Origin of the sequence: Paraburkholderia sp. BL6669N2 (assembly GCF_003387275.1) — a bacterium.
GTDB lineage: Bacteria > Pseudomonadota > Gammaproteobacteria > Burkholderiales > Burkholderiaceae > Paraburkholderia.
Window position 1 is genome coordinate 3,821,786 of sequence record NZ_QUNA01000002.1, and the last position, 21,756, is coordinate 3,843,541.

At 63.6% G+C, this 21,756-nt stretch carries 24 protein-coding genes; 10 read left to right on the forward strand and 14 right to left on the reverse strand.

The genetic code is table 11. The features are described 5' to 3' along the window. The first annotated feature begins 38 nt into the window (after window positions 1-38). Window positions 39-1,634: a S9 family peptidase gene (locus tag B0G80_RS39670; protein WP_116123033.1), complete on the forward strand. Its 1,596-nt coding sequence runs from the start codon at window positions 39-41 to the stop codon at window positions 1,632-1,634. A gap of 128 nt (window positions 1,635-1,762) precedes the next feature. Here B0G80_RS39670 and B0G80_RS39675 read toward each other — a convergent pair whose 3' ends face one another. Next, on the reverse strand, window positions 1,763-2,365 hold the full coding sequence (locus B0G80_RS39675; RefSeq protein WP_116123034.1) for a phosphatase PAP2 family protein: 603 nt from the start codon (window positions 2,363-2,365) through the stop codon (window positions 1,763-1,765). Window positions 2,366-2,511: 146 nt separating this feature from the next. Here B0G80_RS39675 and B0G80_RS39680 point away from each other — a divergent pair, with 146 nt between their 5' ends. Beyond that, a complete protein-coding gene (locus B0G80_RS39680; RefSeq protein ID WP_116123035.1) occupies window positions 2,512-3,753 on the forward strand; it encodes a Zn-dependent hydrolase in 1,242 nt (413 codons plus the stop codon). Then, complete coding sequence (locus B0G80_RS39685; RefSeq protein ID WP_116123036.1) at window positions 3,735-4,607, forward strand: GNAT family N-acetyltransferase; 873 nt, start codon at window positions 3,735-3,737, stop codon at window positions 4,605-4,607. Before B0G80_RS39680 ends, B0G80_RS39685 begins: the two co-directional genes overlap by 19 nt. Before the next feature lie 75 nt (window positions 4,608-4,682). Here B0G80_RS39685 and B0G80_RS39690 read toward each other — a convergent pair whose 3' ends face one another. After that, on the reverse strand, window positions 4,683-4,988 hold the full coding sequence (locus B0G80_RS39690) for a panthothenate synthetase (protein ID WP_116123037.1): 306 nt from the start codon (window positions 4,986-4,988) through the stop codon (window positions 4,683-4,685). A 128-nt stretch (window positions 4,989-5,116) separates the two neighbouring features. Continuing rightward, a complete protein-coding gene (locus B0G80_RS39695; protein ID WP_116123038.1) occupies window positions 5,117-5,749 on the reverse strand; it encodes a methylated-DNA--[protein]-cysteine S-methyltransferase in 633 nt (210 codons plus the stop codon). A gap of 292 nt (window positions 5,750-6,041) precedes the next feature. Between B0G80_RS39695 and B0G80_RS39705 the strand changes: the two genes are divergently transcribed. Both B0G80_RS39705 and B0G80_RS39710 read left to right on the forward strand, forming a co-directional pair. Next, a complete protein-coding gene (locus tag B0G80_RS39705; protein WP_116123040.1) occupies window positions 6,042-7,379 on the forward strand; it encodes a leucine-rich repeat-containing protein kinase family protein in 1,338 nt (445 codons plus the stop codon). Between the two features lie 79 nt (window positions 7,380-7,458). Then, complete coding sequence (locus B0G80_RS39710; RefSeq protein ID WP_116123041.1) at window positions 7,459-8,448, forward strand: substrate-binding domain-containing protein; 990 nt, start codon at window positions 7,459-7,461, stop codon at window positions 8,446-8,448. Window positions 8,449-8,532: 84 nt separating this feature from the next. On the opposite strand, the gene B0G80_RS39715 is transcribed toward B0G80_RS39710, so the two are convergent. Beyond that, window positions 8,533-8,964, reverse strand: coding sequence for a PRC-barrel domain-containing protein (locus B0G80_RS39715; protein ID WP_116123042.1), 432 nt, complete (start codon window positions 8,962-8,964; stop codon window positions 8,533-8,535). 279 nt (window positions 8,965-9,243) lie between these two features. Here B0G80_RS39715 and B0G80_RS39720 point away from each other — a divergent pair, with 279 nt between their 5' ends. After that, window positions 9,244-10,416, forward strand: a complete 1,173-nt coding sequence (locus tag B0G80_RS39720; RefSeq protein WP_116123043.1) for a glycosyltransferase family 9 protein — start codon at window positions 9,244-9,246, stop codon at window positions 10,414-10,416. 105 nt (window positions 10,417-10,521) lie between these two features. After that, the gene (locus B0G80_RS39725; protein WP_116123044.1) at window positions 10,522-10,926 is read left to right on the forward strand and encodes an ester cyclase; all 405 of its coding nucleotides are present in this window, start codon (window positions 10,522-10,524) and stop codon (window positions 10,924-10,926) included. Between the two features lie 81 nt (window positions 10,927-11,007). Here the strand turns inward: B0G80_RS39725 and B0G80_RS39730 are convergent, their stop codons facing one another. Next, window positions 11,008-12,234, reverse strand: coding sequence for an NAD(P)/FAD-dependent oxidoreductase (locus B0G80_RS39730; protein WP_116123045.1), 1,227 nt, complete (start codon window positions 12,232-12,234; stop codon window positions 11,008-11,010). 239 nt (window positions 12,235-12,473) lie between these two features. On the opposite strand from B0G80_RS39730, the gene B0G80_RS39735 reads away from it, so the two are divergent. Continuing rightward, window positions 12,474-12,935: a MarR family winged helix-turn-helix transcriptional regulator gene (locus B0G80_RS39735; RefSeq protein ID WP_116123046.1), complete on the forward strand. Its 462-nt coding sequence runs from the start codon at window positions 12,474-12,476 to the stop codon at window positions 12,933-12,935. A gap of 132 nt (window positions 12,936-13,067) precedes the next feature. Here the strand turns inward: B0G80_RS39735 and msrA are convergent, their stop codons facing one another. The 3 genes from msrA to B0G80_RS39750 all read right to left on the reverse strand — a co-directional run bounded on the left by msrA (window position 13,068) and on the right by B0G80_RS39750 (window position 14,521). After that, window positions 13,068-13,574, reverse strand: coding sequence for a peptide-methionine (S)-S-oxide reductase MsrA (msrA, locus tag B0G80_RS39740; RefSeq protein ID WP_116123047.1), 507 nt, complete (start codon window positions 13,572-13,574; stop codon window positions 13,068-13,070). A gap of 162 nt (window positions 13,575-13,736) precedes the next feature. Next, window positions 13,737-14,009 (reverse strand): hypothetical protein, encoded by a 273-nt coding sequence (locus tag B0G80_RS39745; protein WP_116123048.1) that lies wholly within the window; start codon window positions 14,007-14,009, stop codon window positions 13,737-13,739. Window positions 14,010-14,095: 86 nt separating this feature from the next. Continuing rightward, window positions 14,096-14,521, reverse strand: a complete 426-nt coding sequence (locus B0G80_RS39750) for an Ohr family peroxiredoxin (RefSeq protein WP_116123049.1) — start codon at window positions 14,519-14,521, stop codon at window positions 14,096-14,098. A 288-nt stretch (window positions 14,522-14,809) separates the two neighbouring features. On the opposite strand from B0G80_RS39750, the gene B0G80_RS39755 reads away from it, so the two are divergent. Next, on the forward strand, window positions 14,810-15,946 hold the full coding sequence (locus tag B0G80_RS39755; RefSeq protein ID WP_116123050.1) for an FUSC family protein: 1,137 nt from the start codon (window positions 14,810-14,812) through the stop codon (window positions 15,944-15,946). A 39-nt stretch (window positions 15,947-15,985) separates the two neighbouring features. Here B0G80_RS39755 and B0G80_RS39760 read toward each other — a convergent pair whose 3' ends face one another. After that, window positions 15,986-16,897 carry a LysR family transcriptional regulator gene (locus tag B0G80_RS39760; protein WP_116123051.1) on the reverse strand — a complete coding sequence of 304 codons (912 nt, stop codon included), beginning with the start codon at window positions 16,895-16,897 and terminating at the stop codon, window positions 15,986-15,988. Window positions 16,898-17,059: 162 nt separating this feature from the next. Between B0G80_RS39760 and B0G80_RS39765 the strand changes: the two genes are divergently transcribed. Further along, window positions 17,060-18,160, forward strand: coding sequence for a nitronate monooxygenase family protein (locus B0G80_RS39765; RefSeq protein WP_116123052.1), 1,101 nt, complete (start codon window positions 17,060-17,062; stop codon window positions 18,158-18,160). A gap of 42 nt (window positions 18,161-18,202) precedes the next feature. Here the strand turns inward: B0G80_RS39765 and B0G80_RS39770 are convergent, their stop codons facing one another. The 5 genes from B0G80_RS39770 to B0G80_RS39795 form a co-directional block, all read right to left on the reverse strand. Next, on the reverse strand, window positions 18,203-18,439 hold the full coding sequence (locus tag B0G80_RS39770; RefSeq protein ID WP_116123053.1) for a 4-oxalocrotonate tautomerase family protein: 237 nt from the start codon (window positions 18,437-18,439) through the stop codon (window positions 18,203-18,205). 58 nt (window positions 18,440-18,497) lie between these two features. Continuing rightward, on the reverse strand, window positions 18,498-19,208 hold the full coding sequence (locus B0G80_RS39775; RefSeq protein ID WP_116123054.1) for an SDR family NAD(P)-dependent oxidoreductase: 711 nt from the start codon (window positions 19,206-19,208) through the stop codon (window positions 18,498-18,500). A gap of 219 nt (window positions 19,209-19,427) precedes the next feature. Further along, on the reverse strand, window positions 19,428-20,591 hold the full coding sequence (locus B0G80_RS39780) for a patatin-like phospholipase family protein (protein WP_116123055.1): 1,164 nt from the start codon (window positions 20,589-20,591) through the stop codon (window positions 19,428-19,430). Between the two features lie 193 nt (window positions 20,592-20,784). Beyond that, window positions 20,785-21,168 (reverse strand): hypothetical protein, encoded by a 384-nt coding sequence (locus B0G80_RS39790; protein WP_116123914.1) that lies wholly within the window; start codon window positions 21,166-21,168, stop codon window positions 20,785-20,787. Window positions 21,169-21,245: 77 nt separating this feature from the next. Further along, complete coding sequence (locus B0G80_RS39795; RefSeq protein WP_106278526.1) at window positions 21,246-21,689, reverse strand: hypothetical protein; 444 nt, start codon at window positions 21,687-21,689, stop codon at window positions 21,246-21,248. Window positions 21,690-21,756: the final 67 nt, after the last annotated feature.

Genomic DNA, 21,756 nt, shown 5'->3' on the forward strand with positions numbered 1-21,756 from the left:
CCGCCACTCGTCGCCATACCAACAAGACGGAGCCTCACATGTGGGTAGCTATCCGAAACGCGGCCCTCGGGTTGCTGGCATGTTGCGCGTTGGGCGCGTTGGCCGCGTGCGCCGGTGCGCCCGCCGATTCCCGTTGCGGCGAAGCGTGCGGTTCCCGCGGCCAGCTTCTCGATCATCGCGTCACGTTGAAGCTCAGCGCCGCGGAGTTTGCGAAATTGCTGGCGTCGAGCGCGGGCGGCCGGCAGCTTGCGCGGATAGCTGGCGCGCCCGCATGCGGCGTCGAGATCGTGAGCTTTCGCTACCGGACCATCGGCGGCGCGGGCGAGCCCACTCAGGCGAGCGGCGCGTTGATGATCCCGTCAGGAAGTTCGGCGGCATGCAGCGGACCGCTGCCGCTCATGCTCTATGCGCACGGCACCACCGCGTATCGCAACTACAACCTCGCCGATATCACGCGAACGGACCCGGGCAACGGCGACGGTGCCGGAGAGGGCATCAGCGTGGCGGCCATGTATGCGGCGCAAGGCTATATCGTGGTGGCGACCAACTATGCGGGCTATGCCGGCTCCGATCTCCCGTACCACCCGTATCTCAACGCGGACCAGCAATCCGCCGATGTGATCGACTCGCTGCAAGCGGCGCGCGCGGCGCTAGCGGACATGAAGCCCGAAGCAGGCACGCGCGAAAACGGCAAGTTGTTTGTCACCGGCTATTCGCAAGGCGGCTTCGTTGCAATGGCAACGCATCGGGCGCTGCAGGCGGCCGGCGTCAAGGTGACGGCGTCCGCGCCGGGCTCGGGGCCGTACGCACTCGCCGCCACCGCCGACGCGCTCATCGAAGGCGAAGTCAACCTGGGCGCGACGCTCTTCTCGACGCTGATCGTGACGGGTTATCAGCATGCTTACGGGAATATCTACCGCCAGCCCGGCGACTTCTACGAAGCGGCTTACGCGCCGGGTATCGAAACGCTGCTCCCGAGCCTGACGCCGCTCAACACGCTGTTCAGCACGGGCAAGCTGCCGTCCGCGCATCTCTTCAGCAGCATGCCGCCTGCGCCGCAGTACGCATCGGTCACGCCACCGGGTTCGCCGCCTTTGACGCCACCGGTCCTGAAACCGCTCTTTGCCGCGGGCTTCGGCGATGCCAACCTCGTGCGCAACGCCTATCGCCTGACATTGCTGGAGGATGCCGCCGCCAATCCCGATGGCGGGTTTCCCAACCCGAGCTTTGCGATGAAACCGGCAGCGAATCCGCAGCATCCGTTGCGCCAGGCGTTCAAGCGCAACGACTTGCGCAACTGGCTGCCGCGTGCGCCTGTTTTGATGTGTGGCGGCGCGTCGGATCCCACGGTGTTCTTTTTCAACGCGCGCATCGAGCAGGCGTATTGGCAGAACGCCAATGTGCCCGCGGGGCTCACGTCCGTGCTGGATGTGGATTCGCCGGTTGTCGGGGCCGACGATCCGTATGCGCGCGTCAAGCAGGGATTCGCGGGCGCGAAAGCAGAGGTCGCGAGCCAGGCCGTGGCCCGCGGTGCGGCCGACGGCGGCGCGTCAGCGGTGCTGCGGGCGTATCACGGCGAACTGGTGGCGTCGTTCTGCATGGTGGCGGCGCGGGCGTTCTTCGCCAACTTTTGAGCGCACGCCACCCGCGCGTTTTCGCCGCGCTTACGACGTCTCGCCGAGCGATTTTCGGGGCGCTGACGCGATAGGACGGCGGGTTGCCACGACGTGCGTGAACTCGCGCTTGCGTGTCGAATCATCGTCTAAAGCGACAGCCAGCCGCGTTCGATTGGCCACGCCAGCAATTTGCGATACAGCGCGATGAGTCCGCGCGTCATGCTCGGGCCGGCGAGCCGCCACGGTGGCGCGACCAGGACAAAAGCCACGCCCGCCACGACAACCGCGCCCGCCATGTCGAGCGGAAAGTGAACGCCGACAAAGATGCGCGCCCAGGCAACCGCGAGCCCGGACAGAACGATGAGCGAGCCGTACCGTTTCACGCCGCCGAGAAGCAAGGTCAGCGCGATGCTCGCGAAGATCGTCCCGTGATCGCTGGGGAACGAGGGGTCCGGTGCGTGGTCGAGAAACGTATGGCCGATGCCCAGCACGAACGGCCGCGGATGCGGCCACGCCAGGCCGATGAGCTGATTGATGCCGAGCGCGAGGAGCGTCACGCAGCACGCGCGCAGGGCGGTTTCGCGCTGACGTTCGTCGCCGGAGAGCCACATTGCGATCAGGCAGAGCGGCACGAGATAGATGAGGTAGTCTGCGATCGAACGCGCGAGGTCGATGCACCAGGCCGGTGTCGATAGCGTCGCGTCGATCATGAGGAAAAGCGCCTGGTTGAACGCTTCAAGTGTCTGCATAGGGTGTGTTTCTCGATGGACGTCGGCGCCACTCCGGCGCGTCGATGTCGAAGGATGGTAACGGGCCAACCTTAGGAAACGCTTAGGCGATGTAACCTGTCGATACAGCAAGGCATCATGAACCGATATTCGAAGGAGACGAGAACGTGGTGAGGATCGATCCGGACCGCTTGCTGAGCGATCTCAAACAACTGCGCAGCTTCGGCGCCACCGGTCCAGGCGTCGTTCGGCTGGCGCTTTCGCCGGTGGATCTGGCGTCGCGCGAATGGCTGGCCGGGCGCATGACGGAGGCGGGACTCGATGCCGTGATCGACGGCGTGGGGACCGTGTTCGGACGCTCGCGCAAAAGCGGGCCGGCGCTCGTGATCGGCTCGCATACCGACACGCAGCCGACCGGCGGCTGGCTCGACGGCGCGATGGGTGTGATCTACGGCTTGGAGATTGCGCGCGCGCTCGCGGAAAACGAGGCGACGCGTCACCTCGCGGTGGACGTCGCATCGTGGATCGATGAAGAAGGCACGTTTTCCGGGTTGCTCGGCAGCCGCAGTTTTGTGGGCGACAACGTCGACGAGACGATTCGCGACGCCACGAATCGGCAAGGCCAGCGCCTCGAAGACGTGCTCGCCGCCGCGGGTCTGGCCGGGCGGCCGCGTGCGCGCTTCGAGCCGGGGCGGCAGGTCGCCTATCTCGAACCGCATATCGAGCAGGGCGGCCGGCTGGAAGCGGCGGGCAAATCCATCGGGGTCGTCACCACGATCGTGGGGTTGCGTGAATTGCGGCTGCGCTTCACGGGACAGCGCAATCATGCCGGCACGACGCCTATGGCGATCCGGCGCGACGCCGGCGCGGCGCTGGTTGCCTTTATCCCGCAGATGAACGAAGCGTTCACGCAACTCGCGGATGCCGATACCGTCTGGACGGTGGGCCGCATCGACCTCGACCCCGGCTCGCTAAGCGTCGTGCCGGGCGCAGCGGAGATGTACCTGCAATTCCGCGACGCGAACGCCGCGCGTTTGCAGGCGATGGAAGACAGGCTCGCCGAGCTGGTGCGGGACTTCAACGCGCGTGGCTCGGTGAGCGTCGAGCTGACGACCATCGACGAACCGATGCAACCGGTGACCATGCACGCGGCGCTCGCGGATCATCTCGCCCGCGCCGCCGAAGCGGTGGCGCCCGGCCAGTGGATCCGCATGCCGAGCGGCGCCGCGCACGACGCGCAGGTCATCGCCCGCTGCATGCCGGCTTGCATGATGTTCGTGCCGAGCATCGGCGGCGTGAGCCACGATTTCATCGAGGACACGGCCGAGGCGCACATCGTTCTCGGTTGCCAGGTCGCGGCCACGGCCGCAGCGGCGATGCTGGAGGAGCAATGGGCGAAACGATCGTAGGCGAATCAGGCGATTTCGTCGTGCGCACGATGTCGGCCGGGGACGTCGCGTTGGCGGTCGAATGGGCCGCGCAGGAAGGATGGAACCCCGGCTTGCACGATGCCGAGTGTTTTCGTGCGGCCGACCGGGACGGGTTTTTCATCGGCGAATGGCGCGGCGAACCGGTGGCGTGTCTATCCGCTGTCGCGTACGGCGAGGACTTCGGCTTTATCGGTCTCTATATCGTGAAACCGGCGTTTCGCGGTCGAGGCTTCGGCATGCGCATCTGGCAGCACGGTATGGACTATTTGCGAAACCGCAATGTCGGTCTGGACGGCGTGCTCGCTCAACAGGCGAACTACAGGAAGTCCGGATTTCAGCTGGCCTATCGCAACATCCGCTTCCAGGGCGTCGCGCAAGACATCGTGCAGGGCGAGTCATACATAGACTTGCCGCATGCTTCGGCGTTGCCCTTCGAATCGTTGAACGACTACGATCGGCAATGCTTTCCTGCCGCGCGTGAGCCCTTTCTCGCTGCCTGGCTTGCGCAGCCCGGCGCGAGGGCGAGAGTTGCGATGCACGACGGGCAGGTGGTGGGCTACGGCGTGTTGCGTCGTTGTTTGACAGGCTACAAGATCGGCCCGCTCTTCGCCGATAACGGCACGATAGCCGCCCGTCTATTCTCCGCGTTGACGTCGAGCATTGCGGGCGAAGTGTTTTTCTTCGATGTGCCCGAGATCAACGTCGATGCGATTGCGTTGGCCGAGCGGCATGGCATGACGAGCGTGTTCGAAACTGCGCGGATGTACACGCGGGAACAACCGGCCCTATCTATCGAACGCGTGTTCGGCGTGACTTCGTTCGAACTGGGCTGAGTACAGCGCGGCGCTGCCGGTTGTCTGTTTGTGCAGCCATCGGCGTTCTACGTCGCGAACCGCCGATGGCAAGCGTTATTTCCACTTCGAGCCGAGAGTCTCCAGTCCCGCTTTCATCAGGTCTTCCGGCAACATCGCAATGCGCAATTCGCAGTCGGCATTGAATTTCAGAAACCACGGCTCCGCGAGCGCGGGAATCGCCGACGCGTTGTCGACATCCACCACGACGACTGCTCCGCGCGCTCCGCTCTGCTCGGTGAAGTAGACGGCCTCCGGTTTCATTTCTTCCGGTATTTTCCCGATCACTTGCCCGACAGTGCCGTCACGCACCATGGCATTGAACGGTTCGTGCGGGATTCGTATGTTGAGAAGCATGCGCATGTCATCCTCCTGTTGACGCCCAATGGGCTTCTTAAGGATAGATGCTTTATGCGGGCCGTAAGACGATCTATCACGCAGCGTTTAACGCGACGCAGTGAGTCCGCTGCCATCGCGGACCATGCATCCGGTCAGTTTCCGAACAGTGACGCTTGCGTGCCGCGGCTCGGTGCATGACGCGCGGGTTTCGTCTGAGCTTCGGATGTGACCTGAGTCTTGACCGTCACCCTTTCTTCGAGCGCGAACATGTCCGTTTGCCCGTCCGCTTCCGCTTCGAACGAAGTCTGTCCAGCCTCGAGCGACAGCAGCAGCATCTTGTTCGCCAAGCCGCCCGCAAACCCGGTCAAATCACCTGACGCGCCGATCACCCGATGGCACGGCGCCACGATGGAAATCGGATTTCTGCCGTTCGCCGCGCCGACCGCCCGCACCGCGTTGACGTTGCCGATCTGCGTCGCGATTTCCGAGTAGCTGCGCGTCTGGCCGAACGGTATGGTCAACAACGCGGCCCACACCTGCTTCTGAAAGTCCGTTCCCTGGAACGTCAGCGGAAGGTCGAATTCATGCCGCGTGCCGGCGAAATACTCGTTCAGCTGCCGTTCGGTCTCGATCAGCACGGGCCGGTCATGCGCTTCGATCAGCTCACCAAGACGCACGCGGTTCGGCTTGTCGCGCTCCCACAGAATGGCGGCGAGGCGCTCGCCGTTCGCAACGAGTTTCAACCGCCCGACGGGCGAGTCCATCAACTTGTAGGCGTATGTCACTTTGCTTGTTCCTGAGTGGTTGGAGGCACAGATGCGCGCGAGGCGAGTCTGCGAATACGCGCGTGAGGCGCGCCGAATATCCGACAGTGTGGGCCTCGCTCTCTCTGATTGCGCTCCGAATCTTGCTGTCCAATTCCTCGCGACCGATGTCGGCCGGCGGCTGATTGCTCTGGACGGGACGATGCATCACTGTACAACCCTTTTCAAGCATTTTCGCGCGACGCTCGCGACTCAGTAGAATTGATACCTTCGATACGAAGCGCACCGGCAACCGGACCTCTCTTCCACGACTGTGACGACGACACTTGATCAACTGCGGGCCGGCCAGCTCGCGAGCACGCGCCGGCTGAAACTGGCTTGCGGCCTGACCGAATTTCCGCGCGAGATTTTCGACCTCGCCGACACGCTGGAAGTTCTCGACCTGTCGGGCAACGCGCTCACCTCGCTGCCCGACGATCTGCCACGTCTGCGCAAGCTGCGCATTCTCTTCGGCTCCGACAACCCGTTCACCGAATTGCCCGACGTGCTGGGACAGTGTTCGCAGTTGAGCATGGTCGGCTTCAAGGCCAACCGCATCCGGCAGGTATCCGGCAAAGCGCTGCCACCGCAATTGCGCTGGTTGATCCTCACGGACAATGAGATCGAAGTGTTGCCTGCCGAAATCGGCCGCTGTACGCAACTGCAAAAGCTGATGCTGGCGGGCAATCGTCTGCGAGCGCTTCCCGAGGAATTGGCCGCTTGCTCGCAGCTCGAATTGCTGCGGCTCGCCGCGAATCAACTCGATGGACTGCCTGACTGGTTGCTGCGTCTGCCACGGTTATCCTGGCTGGCATACGCCGGCAATCCGTTCAGCGAGGCGCTCGAAGCGGCAGCGCTGATCGACACGCCAAGCGCCGCGATAGCGTGGCACGACTTGAAACTCGAAGCGCCGTTGGGCGAGGGCGCCTCCGGCGTCATCTATCGCGCGGAGCTTGCGGGCCGGCACGGCGCGTCCCGCTCTGTCGCGGTGAAACTGTTCAAGGGCGTGGTGACCAGCGACGGTCTGCCCGACTGCGAAATGGCAGCCTGCATTCGTGCGGGCGAGCATGCAAACCTGATTCCGGTAGCGGGGAAAGTGAAGGATCATCCCGCCGGCACGCACGGCCTCGTGATGGAACTGATCGATCCGCGATTCACGAATCTCGCCGGTCCGCCGAGTCTCGAATCCTGCACGCGCGATATTTACGATGCCGACACACGCTTCGATATGGCTTCGGCGTTGCGCATTGCGTACGGTATCGCGTCGGCGGCGCGTCATCTGCATGAGCAAGGCATCATGCATGGCGATCTGTACGCGCACAATATCCTGTGCGGCGGTCAGGAGCGCGCGTTGCTGGGAGATTTCGGCGCGGCGTCTTTCTATGCTTTGGGCGATCGGAGCATGGGCCTCGCGCTTCAGCGCCTCGAAGTCAGAGCCTACGGTTGTCTGCTCGAAGAGTTGCTCGAACGATGCGAGTGGCCGGAGGCGTCGGCGAACAGTCGGGCGCTGCTGGTGGAGTTGAAGGACAATTGCTTGAGCGAGGCGATCGACAGCCGGCCATTGTTCAATCAAATCACGGCGCGTCTGCTCGCGCCGATGGGCGATCGATGAACGGCGGGCAGTGCCATAGCCGCACTTCGTCCGACTGCAACACTTCGATTCGTCAGCGCGGCCCAGAAGGAGAGATTCGATGATGCAGAAGACGCCCCGACGGATGTCCTCCTGGGGGATGCGTCGCCGGGTGGTGTTTGCCGGCGCGCTGGCCGCAGCCGGCATCGGCGGCGCGGCCGATGCAGCAGTTACGCCGGGCAGCAAGCTGAAGATCGCGCTCGTGCTGAAGTCGCTCAGCGACCCGTTCACGGTGGCGATGGCGAACGCCGCGCAGAACTACCAGCAACACTACGCCTCGCAATTCGATCTGACGGTGCGCGGTACGGCCACGGAAAGCGAAACGACTGGGCAGATCCGCATGGTCGAAGACATGATCAAGGCGAAGATGAGTGCCATCGTTCTTGCTCCGACCGATTCGAAGGCGCTGACGGCGGTCGTCGCGCGCGCGATCAAGGCGGGCATCATCGTGGTTTCTATCGACAATCCGCTCGACGAGGCATTTCAGGACGCGGCCGGCATTTCCGTGCCGTTCGTCGGTCCGAACAATCGCAAGGGCGCGCAGCAGGTGGGCAACTATCTGGCGCAGCGGCTCACGACGGGCGATCAGGTGGGCATTATCGAAGGCAGTTCAGCCGATCGCAATGCACAGCAACGCACGGACGGTTGCCGGGATGCAATGAACGCCGCGGGGATCAACATCGTCGCGGTTCAGGCCGGCGACTGGGAATATGGGAAGGGCCGCGACGCCGCTTCGAAAATGCTCGGCGATCATCCGCAGATTCGCGGGCTGCTGTGCGGCAACGACAATATGGCCATGGGCGCGGTCGACGCGGTTCGCGACGCGGGCCGAACCGGCGGTGTGTACGTCACCGGCTACAACGATATCGATGCGATCAAGCCGTTGATCGCCGACGGCCGCGTGCTCGCCACAGTCAATCAGTTCGCCGCGCGGCAAGCCGTGTTCGGCGTCGATGTGGCGTTGAAGGCGGTGACCGAACAAAGAAAGCAGAGCGAATTGTCGAGCGTGATCGAGACGCCGCTGCAGCTTGTCACCGCCGCGAATCAGTAACCACGCGAGCCGTCCGTGCGAGCCGTCGCAAAGCTGCTGCGAGCGAGAGCGGTTCCACGCTCGCATCGGCGCATGTCACGTCGATTATTCCGCCTTGACCTTGCGCGGCTTGGTGGCTTTTTCGAGTTTGTTGTATTCGAACTCAGGCACCGACTTCAACGCATCTTTCGTCGCACCGGCGAGGAACAGGTTGCCGTCGCGGATCTCGAAGTGATCCACCGGGATCGCCACATAGTGCTTGCCCATGCCGAGGAAGCCGCCCACCGACACGACCGCATACGTCACCTTGCGGTCCGGCGAAATGATCACGTCGTAGATGCTGCCGATCTTGTCGTTCAGATCGTTGTAGACCGGCTCGTCGACCAGCGCGCGCCGCACGCTCCAGCCCTTGAGCAGCGCATTGGTTTGCTCGACCGTGCCGCCGAGCGGTTGCAGTCCGGCAATCTGCGCATAGGCGCCTTGCGAGGCGCAGATCGCAGCGAGGGCGGTCGCGCAGATCAATGTTTTTGCTTTCATTTTCGGCTCCTTATTGTCTGTTTGGCGGTCAGCTTCATAGCCCCGTATGCGGAAGCACGTGACGTGCCCGGGTGCCGGCGTGAAGCGTCATTCGTGCCCCGCGATCAGGATTCACACAGTCCACGGCTCTGTACGCCCGGCCACAGAGCGCAGTGCGGCAACGATGCACAATCGGCGTGATATCCGGGCGGTGCCCGTGGCGCACCTGCGCCCGGCGCGCCCGCCGGCGCGAACCGAGACGCGGCGAGGGCGGCCACCGCCTGCCGCATTGGAGAAGCAATGGGTTGGAAAAATCTGCTGATCGAAGCGCCGGTCTGGTTGATGGGCCGCTTCCACCCGCCACGGTTCGATCCGGCTCGCGACACGCCGCGCGAGATTCTCGTGCTGCGCCCGAACGATTTCGGTGAACTGCTCACCACCACGCCGCTCTTCGAGGCATTGCGCACACGCTTTCCGACGACGCGCCTGATCGCCGGCGTAGGTAGCTGGGGGCGTCCGATACTCGAAAACAATCCCTTCGTCGACGAGATCGTGGAGATCGACGCGCCGTGGAACAACAAGCTGGTCGAGGACCGCTCGCACGGCAACGTGCTGCGTTTTCTGTGGAAGTCCCCGCAGGTCGCCGCACTGCGCGCGCGCGGCGGCTTCGATGTGGGTATCGACGTGCTGGGCAGCTACATGGGCGCGCTGCTGATGATGCGCGCGGGCGTGCGGTATCGCATCGGCGTGCGTGGCTATCGCGGCGGCTGGAGCGGGTGCCAGGCGTTTATTGAATTCGCCGCCCGGCAATGCGGCCGCGCCGCGCTCGCGCAGGGCGAACTGCTCGGCGCAACGGCGCTGCCGCAAGCGCGCCCGCAACTGTTCCTCACCGACGACGAGCGCGCCACCGCCGCGCAAATCTGGAATGCGGGCAACGTGCCGGGGCGTCGCACGGTGCGGTTGATCGTCGGCGTTGGGGCCGGCGTGCCGACCAAAGCATGGGACGCGCGCCAGGTCGGCGCCGCGCTCGCGCGGATCGCGCAGACATTGGAACAAGCCGGCGACGCATGCGATATCGTGATCGTCGGCAGCAAAGCGGATCAGGCGCGCGCCGCCGAGGCGATCGCCTCAGCGGGTTCGGGCGTGCCGGTCCGCTCGCTGGCAGGCGAGGTGCCGATGCGCGTCACGTTCGCTCTCACCGAAGAGGCCAACGTCGTGCTGACGAACTCGACGATGCTGATGCACGTCGCGGCCGCGTTTCTCCGTCCGACCGTCGCCGTGATCGGCGGAAGCATCACCAAACCCGACAGGCACGATGCTATCTGGGGTTATCCGCCGCCGTATCGCAGTGTGTCGCCTGAGCAGTATGTCGCGGGCGAACATGCGCGGAACTGGCCGAGCGTCGAGCGGGTCGTGCAAGCGGTGCTGGAGGCGGTCGACACGCAGCGGGCGCGAGTCGGCGCGGCAGCCTGACGCCGTGCTGCCGCTGCGGCTTCCGCACCGTTTTATCCACGGCGGTAGAATTTAAATTCTTCCTGCCTCGCAGCACGGACCTTGTACAAGGACGGAGCCATTGCCGTGGATACGCCTGACCTCTACACCCTCTACCGGGATTACATCGGCTGCCTGAACAAACAGGACTGGCCGAACCTCGGGCAGTACGTCGACGACAACGCGCACTACAACGGTCAGCGCATCGGCTTATCCGGCTATCGCGAAATGCTGGAGAGAGACTTCCGCGAAATTCCCGACCTTTATTTCAACATCCAGTTGTTGATTTCGGATCCGCCTTATATAGCCAGCCGGCTCGGCTTCTCCTGTACGCCGAAGGGCACGTTCCTCGGCCTCGCCGTCAACGGCAAACGCGTTTCCTTCACGGAGAACGTGTTCTATCAATTCCGCAATGGAAAGATCGAGCAGGTCTGGTCGGTGATAGATAAGGCGGCCATCGAAGCGCAACTCGAATCCACCGGCGCCGCCTGAACATTGAGCCGTTAGTTTTGCGGCCACGTGTCCCCGCCGGACCGGTCACCTTCGTTGGCGTTGCACGCCAACTCCGCAGATTCAACGAGCCGCGATGGTTGGCGGCGGTGTCTGCACGACAGGCGCGGCGGCTTGCAGGATGTCGTCTCGAACGCCCGTACGCGGCGGATAGATGCGTATGCAATTGATGGTCTGTTTGGTCGCTTTGGCGGCGTCGCCTTCGGACACGAGATGCCGGTCCCAGCCCTCCGTGTACACGGCGCCCCAGGGACCGAGATCGAGAATGGTCGTGTACCAGTCGATATGAAGCGGCAGCATCTCGCCACCGAGCAGATCGCAGACGACGTTGTGACCGGCGTAGCGCCCCATCGGCCGGCCGTGCTGGCATGACATGACCGATGGCCGCGCGCCGTCGATCAACACACGCGCGCAATCGCCGGCAGCGAATACCTGCGGGACATTTTCCACGCGCATGAAGGCATCTACCGGAAGGCGTCCAAAAGGATCGAGTGTCACGGGAATTTGCGCGGTCAGTGCGTTCGCGCGCATGCCGCCGCACCAGACCACCGTGGCCGCTTCAATGCGCGTGCCATTCGTGAGCTCGACGCCGTCGGCGTCCACCGACTGCAGGGATACGCCCGCAAGCATCTCGACGCCAAGGGCGTTCATGGCACGCTCGATGACAGGCTGCGCACCGCCCATCGCCTGGCCGATCTTAGCCGAGCGATCGGCCAGCACGACATGCACGGCGTCTCGGTGCGCGTCGCCCGCGATGCCGCGCAAGCGCGCCGGCAGTTCGGCCGCCAGTTCGATGCCCGTCAAGCCGGCCCCGACCACCACGGCCGTAAACGGACTCGCCGCACTCGCGAGCGCCGGCAAGCCGCGCAAGTGCGCCGCGAGTTTCGTTGCGCCTGAGAACGTATCGACGTCGAACGTGTGCTCGGTCAAACCGGGAATATCGGGGTGGACGAGCTGGCTGCCCGCCGCGATGACCAGCCGGTCGTAGACAAGCGTCTGCGTCAGCCCTCGGGTCTGAACGGTGATGCGGCCGTCGGCCGAGTCGATGCCGGATACCGAGCCTTCGACGAGCTGCACACCAATCGGCCCGAGAACATCGGCGAGTGGCACGCGCGTCTCGTCCAGATTCTGTTCGTAGTTCCGCACCCGAATACTGTGATACGGCGTGCCGTTGATGACGACGACTTCCACCTCATCGGCGGGCACGCGCAGTTCGTCGAGTTTGCGCGCCGCGCCCACCGCACTCCACAGTCCGGCGAAACCTGCGCCGATCACCACGATCCGCTTCAAGACGTTCTCCTATGGAAATCTTGCGTGGACCTTCAGATGCCCCGCGCAGCAGCCGATTTCAGGGCCATGATGGTCCGCGCTGGTAGCTTACTCGCGCCGAAGCGGACGCTGAAGCCGATCGTCAGTGCTCCTCCGCCATGTTCGACGCCATGTCCGACAATTTGAGCGACTGCGATATAATCGCATGCGATGTATAATATCGCCAGCGAGGCGTGAGCCTCTACCCAACGAGGACGCAGATGAAATCCACCGACCAACCCGCTTCCACGGATGTGAAGCTCTCCGACTTCCTGTGCTTTGCGGTTTATTCCGCGAACCTGGCATTCGGCAAGGCCTACAAGCCGATTCTCGAAGAGCTTGGGCTGACGTACACGCAATACATCACGATCATCGCGCTGTGGGAGGAGGACAACCAGACTGTCAGCAGTCTGGGCGAGAAGCTGTTCCTCGAGTCCAACACGCTCACGCCGATTCTGAAGAAGCTGGAGGCGGCAGGCTATGTGGAAAGGCAGCGGGACCCCGAAGACGAGCGTCAGGTGCGGGTAGGTCTCACGAAAAGTGGCCGGCGCTTGCGCGAAAAAGGTCTGAACATGGACCTCGTCGAGGCAACCGGCCTCGCGCCGGATGAGTTCTCGAAAGTCCAGAAGGCGATCGTGACGCTGCGCAACAATCTCGTCAAAGCGGTGCAGAACGGGGAATGAGCGGCGGATCGTGCGATCCATGCGCCCATCGTCAGGCGCGTTGCCAAACGAAAAAGCCCGCGGACGATGTCCGCGGGCTTCTTGTTTTTTTGCGCCACGAAAATGCTCGACCGTCGGCGCTGATTTCAAGCTTCAGCCGCGCTCGGGCAGCTTCCAGTTCGGGCGAACGAAGTGGCACGTGTAGCCGTTGGGAATGCGCTCCAGATAGTCCTGATGTTCCGGCTCGGCCTCCCAGAACGGGCCGGCCGGAGCGACTTCGGTGACCACCTTGCCGGGCCAGAGATCGGACGCCTCGACGTCGGCGATGGTGTTCTCAGCCACCCGCTTCTGCTCATCGTCGAGATAGAAAATGGCCGAGCGGTAGCTCATGCCGACGTCGTTGCCCTGGCGGTTCTTCGTCGTCGGATCGTGAATCTGGAAGAAAAACTCGAGGATCTTGCGATAGCTGATCTGGCTCGGGTCGAACACGATCTCGAGCGCTTCTGCGTGTGTGCCGTGGTTGCGGTAAGTGGCGTTGGGCACGTCGCCGCCCGTGTAGCCCACGCGCGTGGACAGCACGCCGGGGTAGCGGCGCAGTAGATCCTGCATGCCCCAGAAGCAGCCGCCGGCCAGGATGGCGGTTTCGGTTTGCGTCGTCATTTCAGTCCAATCCTTTCGTCAGTGGTTGGCTCGCCGTCTATCGGATGCGATCCCGCAAGCATGCCAGAGATCGGCCTGGCTAGCCGACCGGCAGGCAAAGCCCATCACGCCGCCATAGGCATGCGTAGCCGGCCGGGACGTTGGCGCGGCCGGCAGCACGCCTCAATGGCGTGCGTAAAGATTGTCGCGGGGAGCGACGACGGCACGGCTGCCGGATTCCGACTGACCGGAGACGACACCGCCATACGCCGCTTGCGAGCTAGCTGCATCGTCGTTGCTCGCGGCGACGGTTTGCGCGCTCTGGCCGCGTTGCGACGCCGGGGCGCCGACCGAAGGCCGGTAGAAGGGAGCCGGACCATAGCCGCTGGCGAACGCGGGCGCGGCGGCGGAGGCAGTAAGTGCGAGGAGCAGTGCAGCAACGAGTTTGGTTTTCATGGTGAAACTCCGCAAAAAAATGTTCGACGGCAGACGCGAGCCTCGACGGATCGCGTCCGGAAATGCCGGTTTAGCGATGAATAAAATCAGGCGACATTGACGACGACGTCGATGTTTCCGCGCGTGGCTTTCGAATACGGGCAGATTTCGTGGGCTTCATGCGCGATGGCCTCGGCAACTTCACGCGCCACGCCCGGCACGCTGACGTTAAAGCGGGCCTGGAGCAAATACGCGTCGCCGGTCATGCCCAGATCGATCTCGATTTCCACGGACAGATCGGACGGCAGCGTCACTTTCTTCGCTTGGGCTACGAGGCCGATCGCGGAGATGTAACAGGCCGACCAGGCGCCGGCGAACAGCTGTTCCGCAGTCGGATGCGCCTCTACAGCCGGGAACGCGATGTCCGCGCCGGCGCCTTTGGCTGCCGACAGATTGAGGTTGACGCGACCGCCGCGGCCGCTGAACGTGGTGTGGGTTTTGCCGGTGAGCAGGACATTTTCGATCTTGGTCATGATGAATTCCTTGAAGGACTGAGCTGTGAAGTTGCTTTAAATCGCATGCGATGTAATCGCATGCGTCGAATAGTGGACGAGAAGTTTCGCCTTGTCAAGCGCATAAGATTAAATCGCATGCGATTTTTATTGTCTGAGACGGCAGGCGGCTGCCGGCCTAGGCGCGCGCTTGACTGACTGGGCTGGCGGCACAGCCGCTGACAACGATTTCCGACCAGTTCGCGCGTTCCGATCGACTAGACTACGAGGTAGCCCAAATCCCACGCGCACCACGCCGTAAAGCGAAAGATGATCCCGGAGGACGACAAGCGAGTCGGCGCCGATGCGCAAAGCCGCGCGGCGAGCGATGGCGTTCGAGGCGAACCCGTGGGCGAGCGTCGGCGCGGCGTCCTAGGCCTCGCGACGACATGGCTGGACCAGCTCGATCCCGGCACGCATCGCCGAATCAAGGGACTGCGGCTCGTCACCGCGTACGGAATCGCCGCAGCGCTCGGAACGTTGCAGGACGTCACCCACGGTCTGCCCGGCGCGCCGCTGGTCGGTTCGCTGGCCGGCAACTTCGCGCTGTGGGCCAGCGTCTCGGAGGCGCGCATTTCCCGGCCCGAGTCCAGCCGCGATCTGGCATTCCTGTGTGCCGCCGCCGTGCTCGGCGCGGCCATGTTCATCGCGTTCGCTCCACTCCTGCAGACCATCGGCGCGGCCGGCCCCGAGCTGACGCTCGTCACGGGCGCGTTTCTCGTCGGCTACCTCAAACGCTTCGGCATTCTGGGTGCCGGAATGGGCTCGCAAATATTCATCGGCCAATTGCTGGCCTACAACGTCCATCTGATGCCGGTCGACATGCCGGCCGTCGTGATGGCGGGACTGATCGCCATGCTCGCGTCCATTGTCCCGCGTCTGCTCAGCGGTCCGGCGGAACGTCCGGCCATGACGGTGCTTTCGGCCGTCAATGTGCCGGATCGGTGGGAAGTGTCGGCTGAACTCATCATGGGCCTGCAGGCGGCGAGTGGCGCGCTGGTCGTGGTCGTATTGAACGAGACGATCGGACTCAAGGAGTCCGCCTGGGCCATCACGGCAAGCACCTACGTGGTGGCGGGTTCGGCGAGTGGCACGGCGCAGCGGGTGCGCCGACGGATCATCGGCACCCTGGTCGGCGTTCCGCTGGGTCTGGCCTGCCTGCCGCTCGTCGAGCATGTGCCGCTGCTCGCCTGGGCCGCCGTCGCGGCCGCCATGATCATCTACGCGATGGCGTTGCCCGAGCGTTACGACGTCGCTTGCGGAGCGTTCGCCTTCACCTTGATCGTGACACTGGCGATCGGCGGCGTGCACTCCATTTCGTTTCTTGGCGCGCGCGCGTGGGAGACGCTGCTCGGCGGAGCGGTCGGCCTGCTGGCGGCGAAGTTCATCTTTCCGCTGCGCGTGTGACGGGTTGTCGAGGCGAGCGTCGCGCGACGATCCGTGCGCCTACGATCCGAGCTTTTCCATCAGGAAGTCGACGAAACTGCGCACGCGCGACGACAGATGCCGTGCATGCGGATAAAGCAGCACGAACGGCCGCGAACAGCCGCCATAGGGAATGAGCAGTTCCTTGAGCGTTCCCGCCGCGAGATCTTTCTCGACGATAAACCGATAGGTTTGAAAAATGCCCGCCCCATGACGCGCAAGCGTGGCCCCGGCAAGCACGTCGCCCGATGACGTGTATCCGCCGCTCGTCATCGTCTCGACAACCTCGTTTTCGTATTTGAACAGCCACGGTAGATTGCGGCCGGTGCTCGGCAATGCGTACTGGACGCAGTCGTGATGGACCAGGTCGTCCGGCGTTTTCAGTTTGGCGGCGCCACGCAGATAGGCCGGCGAGGCGACGACCACCAGTTCCGCGTCCTCGATCGTGCGCGCAATCAGCCCGGAGTCTCCGGGCGCCGCGCCGCGAATGGCCAAATCGAAGCCTTCCTCGCCGAAGTCGATGTTGCGATTGCTGAGATGCGTTTCGACGGTGACGCCCGGATAGCGTCGACGAAACTCGGCCAGCAGGGGCAGCACGCGATAGTGTCCATACGGCGTCGGCATGCTGATGCGCAGCACGCCGGTCGGCGCGGTTTGCTGTCCGGTCGCTTCACGCTCGGCTTCGGCGAGCTGGGCCAGCGCCAGACGACATTGTTCGCAGTACCGTCGTCCCGCATCGGTCAGCCGGATCTGCCGGGTGGTCCGCACGAACAATCGCACGCCGAGGCGCTCCTCCAGACGCGCGACCGTACGGCTGACGGCGGCCGGTGTGACGCTCGCGGCGTTCGCGGCCTCGGTGAAACTCTCCAGTTCGGCCGCCAGGCAGAACAGTTCGATACTGCCCAGAAGCACATCTTCAAATTGACGCTGCATGGTCTCTCGGCGAAGTGCCTGATGGCGCGATCTGGTGCGGTGCGGAACGCCGCATGGAACGGCCGCAATGCGAACGCAGCGGCTCGGCCGCGTTCGGCGCGGAACAGGGGTTCGTACGGAATATCAGGACTATATTGTAGTGAGACTCCATGAGGAAGCGACATGACCAATCAGACAGGCAAGCGTGCCTTGCTGCCCTTGCTGGGTATCGATAAACCGATCATTCAGGCGCCAATGGCGGGTGTCAGCACGCCCGCACTGGCCGCGGCCGTTTGCAACGCGGGCGGCTTGGGCTCGTTAGGCGTCGGAGCGATGAACGCCGACGGCGCGCGCAAGGTGATCAGGGAGACGCGCGCGCTGACGGGCAAGCCGTTCAACATCAACGTGTTCTGCCATCAGCCTGCGCAAGCGGACGCGGCGCTCGAGCAGCAATGGTTGCGCTGGCTTGCGCCGCATTTCGAAAAGTATGGAGCAACGCCACCGGCGAAGCTGTCGGAGATCTACACGAGCTTCCTTGCGGACCCCGCCATGCTGGCGGTTTTTCTGGAGGAGAAGCCGGCGATCGTCAGTTTTCACTTCGGCTTGCCGTCAGCCGATGTCATCGCCGAGTTGAAGAAGGCGGGCATCACGCTGCTCGCCAGTGCGACCAATCTGGAGGAGGCGGCGCAGGTTGAAGCGGCGGGCGTGGACGCGATCGTGGCGCAAGGTATCGAGGCCGGCGGGCATCGCGGTGTCTTCGACCCGGATGCATTCGACGACCGGTTGGGCACGTTCGCCCTGACGCGTTTGCTGGTCAGGGAATGCCGGCTGCCGGTGATCGCCGCCGGCGGCATCATGGACGGCGCCGGCATTGCGGCGGCGCTCGCGCTCGGCGCTCAGGCCGCGCAGCTTGGCACGGCCTTCGTGGCGTGTCCGGAAACGTCGATCGACGAGGGTTATCGTCGCGCGTTGCTCGGCGAGGCGGCTCGCCGTACGACTTTCACGGCGGCGATCTCCGGGCGGCTGGCGAGAAGCATGGCGAACAGCTTCACGGCGCTTGGCGCCGACGCGCGTTCACCCAGTCCGCCCGCCTATCCGATCGCCTACGATGCCGGCAAGGCGTTGAATGCGGCAGCGAAGGCGCAAGGGGAGTTCGGCTACGGCGCGCAGTGGGCAGGCCAGGCCGCCGCGCTGGCAAGGTCGTTGCCCGCAGCGGAACTGATGATCCAACTGGAGCGCGAACTGAAGCAGAGCATCGAGCAACTGCGGCAGTTCGCGAACTGAAAACTAGATGACTCAACGGGTTGAGCGACCCCGTTCCGACGCTCAACCCGGCTTCTGGGCCAGCTGCTTGCGATAGGCCTCGACCGGCAAGCCGCCCCAGCCCCAGTTCTCGGTGTCCACTTCCTCGATGACCACGAAGGTCGCCGCGAGCGGCTTGTTCAGCACGTCCAGCAGCACCTGACTGACGCCTGCGATCAGCCTGGCTTTTTCGTCAGCGGTGACGGCATCGTTGCCGGGGCTGGAACCTTCGCGGGTCACCTGGATTGTGACGATAGGCATGGCGTTCTCCGTAATCCTCGGTTGACGTGGAGGGCGCCGGGTGGCGGCGCCCTGGCGATCAGTGGCCTGCGCTCTGGCCGCCGTCGACGTGCAGGATTTCGCCCGTCACGAACGGCGCCGAGTCCAGGAACAGGACAGCGTTCACGATATCGCTCATTTCGCCCATATGTCCGACAGGATGCAGTGCGCCGAGCGCCGCATGCGTTTCTTCCGCATGCATCGGCGATTTGATGATGCCCGGCGAGACGGCGTTCGCGCGAATGCCCTTCTTCGCGTATTCGATGGCGAGGGACTTGGTGGCCGCGTTCAGGCCGCCTTTGGTGAGCGAGGCCAGCACCGACGGCACGCCGTCGATGGCGTGGTCGACGAGACTCGTCGAAATGCTGACAACGTGGCCGCTGCCGTTCTTTTCCATCTCGGCGATGGCGAGCTGCGTGATGAAGAAGAAGCCGTTGAGGTTCACCGCGGTGACCTGTGCGTAGTCTTCGGCCGTATAGCTGGTGAAGGGCTTGGCAACGAAGATGCCGGCGTTATTGACGAGCGTGTCGATGCGGCCAAAACGGGCTATGGCTTCACGAATCACGCGCTGTGCGGTGGCCGGTTCGCCGATATCGCCTGCCACGGTCAGGACGTTCGGATCTTCCGAGGGCTTGACCGAACGTGCCGTTGCGACCACGCGATAGTCGAGCTTGCGAAACGCGTTGACCAGTTCGGCGCCGATGCCTTGCGATGCGCCCGTGACGACAACGACTTTTTGTGATGTGCTCATGGCTGAATCTCCGGATAAGTAACTTGGGATCAAATGCTGATCGGGCCAGCGGCTCCGATAGATATGAAATCTAGGCGCATCGGCGCCGATCTCGAATACCCGCCATGGACAAACAGTCTTGCGTGCCAGGTACAAATAGGATTTGCGGTGAGTGAGCAGGCGCGCACGGCCTACGCCGCGCCCGAGGTCGCGTGTGGCTGCTTGGGGCGCTGATGCGATTTATTGCTGGCTTTCCGCCGATGCCATGCGAAAGACCGAGAGGCCTTCCATCGGGTCCAGTGCTTCCCGCCAGGGCGCGCGCTTCAGCATGCGGAGCGAGTCTTCGTAACCCGCGAGCCAGCGCCGTTTGATGCCGGCCGAAGAGAAATCGATGTCCCTGTTCAGGTCGTCGTTATCGAATGCCGGTGCGTCGAGTTCCAGCACGCGCATCGTCGTACCGCAGCCCCAGCCGAGCAGATCGCGCACCTCCGGATCATTCAGTGTCTCTTCAGGCAGATGCTGGCCGAGCTCGCGGATCACGTGACGCAAGCGGTGAATCTGCTTCTGCCGGTCGAGATGACTCTCCGCGCGGCTCGAATACTGAATGTCGCGTTGCCGGCTCATGACCTGCAAGATCGACTCGGGTTCGGGACCGCTCGAAGGCCACAACTGCACCGAAAAAATCACCGAGTCGCGCCGCGGCCGGTCGTCGAGCACGGCTTCGAGCGGCGTATTCGAATAGATGCCGCCGTCCCAGTACGATTCGCCTTCCAGTTGCACCGCCGGGAAGCCGGGCGGAAAAGCGGCGGAAGCCATCACGTGTTCGACGTCCAGCAGCGCATCGCGATTCGTGAAGTAGCGCATGCGTCCACTGCGGACATTGACCGTGCCGACGGTCAGCCGCGTCCTCTTCTGGTTCAGGTAGTCGAAATCGACTAGCGAAGCCAGGGTTTCGCGCAGCGGCCCGGTCGAATAGAACGCGGCCTGGTCGGAGCGAACGCGTGTCTGAAGGCCCGCCCACGACTGCAGCCGTGGCGTGAAAAACGACGGCACGCCTTGAGTGACCGTGGTGAAATCACGCAGCCAGTTGGCGAGTCCCGGCAGCCAGTCCGCCGCTCCGATGCCCTGACGTGCCACGCCGTTCCAGAACTGAGTCAAGCGTGCCATGCGATTCTCAGGCAGATTGCCGGCGATGATCGCGCCGTTTATCGCGCCGATCGAAGTGCCGATAACCCAGTGAGGCTCGACTTTGCCGTCATGAAGGGCTTGGTACACGCCCGCCTGGTAAGCGCCGAGGGCACCGCCGCCCTGAAAGACCAGCACGATCTGGCCAGGAATGTCCGGTGCGGTGTCCGATCCGCTGGTTGCGCCGGTCTGATGTTCGACGTGCGTTTCGTTGCCCATGACGAAGTCTCCCGAACCATGCTGCGGTGCCGCTGATTCTGCCACTGAAGTGGTCGATCAGGGCGCCGTGCAATGGCGGAGCCAGTTCAATGATCCCGTGCTCGATGGCCTGATCCAACGGGCGCTCGATCAGAACACGAGTCTCGCCGTCGCAAACGCGCGGGTGAGCCGCTCAATCGAACGATGTGACGCGCTAGGCTTTCGGCAGCTTGGATTTCTTGCCGCGTGCACGCGGCTTCGGCTCGACGCCTATACGTGAATCGCGGGCGAGCACCAGCGCCGTCAATTGTTCAGCGACTGTTTCGAATGCAGGATCGTCCTGCGTTACGTAGAGCCATTTGCCGAGCACCGGATGCGGCCGCAAAGCCGGCATCTCATCAATGAGCGCGGCGTGACGCTCGTGCGACGTGCACACTAGCAGTCCATTCCACGGCTTGTCGCGATCCGCGGCAATCAGGCATAAAAGCCCATCGATATAAGCGGCGTCGCTGCCGAACATCCGCTTGCCGATGTAAGTCGGATCGCGCTCGAACGCGTCGAAGATCCAGATCAGCGAGTTGCGGACGGACGAGGGCATCGGCGTGAAGACCTTGGCGACGTGGGCGATGAGGAGCGAAAAGCATAGCACCACAGCGCTCGGCCGCCTGTCTACCGTCAATTGGTGCAAATTACCGCGGTCAGCAGCAGTGGAATGACCGAGTGCACCTTGGCGGTGCTTCCGGACGCGCGCACGCGTGTTTCGACCGACTCGCTCGGCGCGGACAACACGACGCCGTATAACGGGCCCGCGAGCGCCTGGCCGCGGCCTTTCTTGAACATCCCGTCGTCCGGCTCATAACCGAGCACGGCGTACACGCGAAAGCCGAACACGGTCATATCGCTGCCGTGCACGGGACGAAACGCATTGACGGAGTTCTTGTCGACCCGCATGGGATTGGACTCGATGTACTTGTCGTCGATGAGTTCCGTAATGAACGCGTGAGGACGCGCCTGGCAGTCGAATTGTGCGTCGAGCGCGTAGGCGTGCGATGCCACCGGGCAGAAGCCGACGCTTGAGACGAGGAGTGCGGCAAGCACTCTGAAAGGACGAAGTTCCATAGCTGACATGCCCGAGCTGCGGGCGTCGGCAGACTGAACGCACGCTAGACATCAGTCTCTCATGGCT

What these genes read in the sequence shown, in the direction of transcription:
- B0G80_RS39710 (WP_116123041.1), top strand. Translation starts at nt 7,459, where the DNA reads ATGATGCAGAAGACGCCCCGACGGATGTCCTCCTGGGGGATGCGTCGC.
- B0G80_RS39780 (WP_116123055.1), bottom strand. Translation starts at nt 20,591, where the DNA reads ATGGGCAACGAAACGCACGTCGAACATCAGACCGGCGCAACCAGCGGA.
- B0G80_RS39795 (WP_106278526.1), bottom strand. Translation starts at nt 21,689, where the DNA reads ATGGAACTTCGTCCTTTCAGAGTGCTTGCCGCACTCCTCGTCTCAAGC.
- msrA (WP_116123047.1), bottom strand. Translation starts at nt 13,574, where the DNA reads ATGACGACGCAAACCGAAACCGCCATCCTGGCCGGCGGCTGCTTCTGG.
- B0G80_RS39765 (WP_116123052.1), top strand. Translation starts at nt 17,060, where the DNA reads ATGACCAATCAGACAGGCAAGCGTGCCTTGCTGCCCTTGCTGGGTATC.
- B0G80_RS39790 (WP_116123914.1), bottom strand. Translation starts at nt 21,168, where the DNA reads ATGCCCTCGTCCGTCCGCAACTCGCTGATCTGGATCTTCGACGCGTTC.
- B0G80_RS39770 (WP_116123053.1), bottom strand. Translation starts at nt 18,439, where the DNA reads ATGCCTATCGTCACAATCCAGGTGACCCGCGAAGGTTCCAGCCCCGGC.
- B0G80_RS39755 (WP_116123050.1), top strand. Translation starts at nt 14,810, where the DNA reads ATGATCCCGGAGGACGACAAGCGAGTCGGCGCCGATGCGCAAAGCCGC.
- B0G80_RS39675 (WP_116123034.1), bottom strand. Translation starts at nt 2,365, where the DNA reads ATGCAGACACTTGAAGCGTTCAACCAGGCGCTTTTCCTCATGATCGAC.
- B0G80_RS39670 (WP_116123033.1), top strand. Translation starts at nt 39, where the DNA reads ATGTGGGTAGCTATCCGAAACGCGGCCCTCGGGTTGCTGGCATGTTGC.
- B0G80_RS39750 (WP_116123049.1), bottom strand. Translation starts at nt 14,521, where the DNA reads ATGACCAAGATCGAAAATGTCCTGCTCACCGGCAAAACCCACACCACG.
- B0G80_RS39720 (WP_116123043.1), top strand. Translation starts at nt 9,244, where the DNA reads ATGGGTTGGAAAAATCTGCTGATCGAAGCGCCGGTCTGGTTGATGGGC.
- B0G80_RS39735 (WP_116123046.1), top strand. Translation starts at nt 12,474, where the DNA reads ATGAAATCCACCGACCAACCCGCTTCCACGGATGTGAAGCTCTCCGAC.
- B0G80_RS39760 (WP_116123051.1), bottom strand. Translation starts at nt 16,897, where the DNA reads ATGCAGCGTCAATTTGAAGATGTGCTTCTGGGCAGTATCGAACTGTTC.
- B0G80_RS39775 (WP_116123054.1), bottom strand. Translation starts at nt 19,208, where the DNA reads ATGAGCACATCACAAAAAGTCGTTGTCGTCACGGGCGCATCGCAAGGC.
- B0G80_RS39745 (WP_116123048.1), bottom strand. Translation starts at nt 14,009, where the DNA reads ATGAAAACCAAACTCGTTGCTGCACTGCTCCTCGCACTTACTGCCTCC.
- B0G80_RS39685 (WP_116123036.1), top strand. Translation starts at nt 3,735, where the DNA reads ATGGGCGAAACGATCGTAGGCGAATCAGGCGATTTCGTCGTGCGCACG.
- B0G80_RS39690 (WP_116123037.1), bottom strand. Translation starts at nt 4,988, where the DNA reads ATGCGCATGCTTCTCAACATACGAATCCCGCACGAACCGTTCAATGCC.
- B0G80_RS39715 (WP_116123042.1), bottom strand. Translation starts at nt 8,964, where the DNA reads ATGAAAGCAAAAACATTGATCTGCGCGACCGCCCTCGCTGCGATCTGC.